Below are 1,650 nucleotides of genomic sequence, written 5' to 3'. Positions count from 1 at the left end.
GCCAGGACCGGCACCGTCGTGTCGTCGCCGTGCAGACGTGAAGCGGCCAGCACATGGGCTTCGAGCCGCTTGAACAGCGGCATCAGCGCCGCGGCGCCGGCGCCGACCTGGTCGGCGAGCGTCGACAGGCTGAGTGGCACGCCTTCGCGGGCATAGCGTTCAGCCTGGCGGTTGAGCGGCTGATGCTGGCCGAACTTCTCGAACAGGATCATCGCCAGCAGGCCGGGACCGGCCCAGCCGCGCGGGGTGGCGTGGAACGGCGCCGGAGCCTGGCTGATCGCCTCGCAGTCGCGGCAGGTGAACTTCTCCCGCACGTGTTGGATCACCTTCCATTGCCGCGGCACCACCTCCAGCGTCTCGGTGATGTCCTCACCCAGCTTGCGCAGCCGATGACCGCCGCAGCAGTGGCAAGCGGTCGGCGCCGGCTCGACCATGCGTTCGCGCGGCAGATGCTCGGGAAATGGCTGGCGCGCCGGTCGTTTGCGCACAAAAGGCGCCACCTCGGTGGTCCGGGCCGCGGCCTGTTCGGCGGCGATCTCGTCTTCCGTCGCCGTGCTCTCGAGCTCCTCGAAGGTGAGCTCCATTTGGTCGTGCAGGCGGGCTGAGCGTTCAGAACTCTGACCATGCAGCGCCCGCTGCAGCTTCCGGATCGTCAGATGCTGATGCGCGATCAGCGCCGCATCATCCGATGCCTTGGCCCTGGCGACTGCCAGTTCGGCCTCGACCAGCGCAGCGCGCGCCGCCTCGTCTTCGGCTCTGGCCAGCGCCGCGGTCAGCGCTGCTCTCAGCGCGCCGATATCGTCCGGAACGGCATCCTGGGCGGTGGCAACCATGCCCTGGAGTGAATCATAAAATGCGTCCGCTGACTCGCGGAAAATGCCGCAAACTCAAAGAAAAACTCAGCCCGCGCGCTGGGGGCGGAACGTGTGACGCGGGTTGCGCCAATCGATGCCGTCGAGCAGGTAGGCGAGCTGCGCCGGTGATATGGAAACCGTACCGTCCGCCGGCGACGGCCATAGAAACCGGCCCTTCTCGAGCCGTTTTGCATACAGTGACATGCCGAGCCCATCATGCCAGATGATCTTGATCAGATTGCCGCTGCGGCCGCGGAAGACATAAAGATCGCCAGCATGCGGATCCCGGCCCAGCGTCTCCTGAACCTGCAGAGCGAGGCCTTGCATCCCGCGACGCATATCGGTCCGGCCGACCGCCAACCAGATCCGCACTTGGCTCGGGACCGGGATCATGAAACACCCAGCGCCTTCACCGTCGCCGCCGCCAGTGTCGGCGGTGTGCTCAGTGGAATCCGCAACCGCACCTTGCCGGCGATCTCCAGCTCGATCACCGCTGGGGATGCCGCCGGCCGCGAAACGGCGACAGTCTCATCGGGAGCCACGACAACTTCGGCAAAGCCCGTCTCGCGGGCTCTCACCGCGCGGCGCCACTTATAGATCAGGCTGGTCGCGACATCGTACTGACGCGCCACCGCCACCACTGTGGCCCCGGGCGCGAATGCCGCGGCCAGTATCCGGCGCTGATCCGCTTCACTCCAACGACGCCGCCGCTCCGGCCCGGTCAATAACGTCACATGGCTCATGCTGTGCTGCTAACTACGCTCGTAAGGACGACCTTAAGAGCGCAGCCTCGCTA

At 66.4% G+C, this 1,650-nt stretch carries 3 protein-coding genes; all 3 read right to left on the bottom strand.

Features of this window, described 5'->3' with window-relative positions; all coding sequences use genetic code 11:
• A partial coding sequence (gene tnpC / locus AC0L25_RS32305; RefSeq protein ID WP_473599164.1) for an IS66 family transposase occupies positions 1 to 833 on the bottom strand: 833 nt, incomplete at its 3' end.
• Between the two features lie 66 nt (positions 834 to 899).
• Positions 900 to 1,247 carry an IS66 family insertion sequence element accessory protein TnpB gene (gene tnpB / locus AC0L25_RS32300; protein ID WP_292240810.1) on the bottom strand — a complete coding sequence of 116 codons (348 nt, stop codon included), beginning with the start codon at positions 1,245 to 1,247 and terminating at the stop codon, positions 900 to 902.
• Positions 1,244 to 1,597 carry an IS66-like element accessory protein TnpA gene (gene tnpA, locus AC0L25_RS32295; RefSeq protein ID WP_352966276.1) on the bottom strand — a complete coding sequence of 118 codons (354 nt, stop codon included), beginning with the start codon at positions 1,595 to 1,597 and terminating at the stop codon, positions 1,244 to 1,246. The genes tnpB and tnpA overlap by 4 nt, the downstream gene beginning before the upstream one ends.
• Positions 1,598 to 1,650: the final 53 nt, after the last annotated feature.

It is taken from the genome of Mesorhizobium sp. WSM4813 (assembly GCF_055811555.1).
This window is presented reverse-complemented; position numbering and strand designations above follow the sequence as displayed.

Excerpts from the sequence above, each read along its gene's own strand:
- tnpB (WP_292240810.1), bottom strand. The coding sequence starts at position 1,247 with ATGATCCCGGTCCCGAGCCAAGTGCGGATCTGGTTGGCGGTCGGCCGG.
- tnpA (WP_352966276.1), bottom strand. The coding sequence starts at position 1,597 with ATGAGCCATGTGACGTTATTGACCGGGCCGGAGCGGCGGCGTCGTTGG.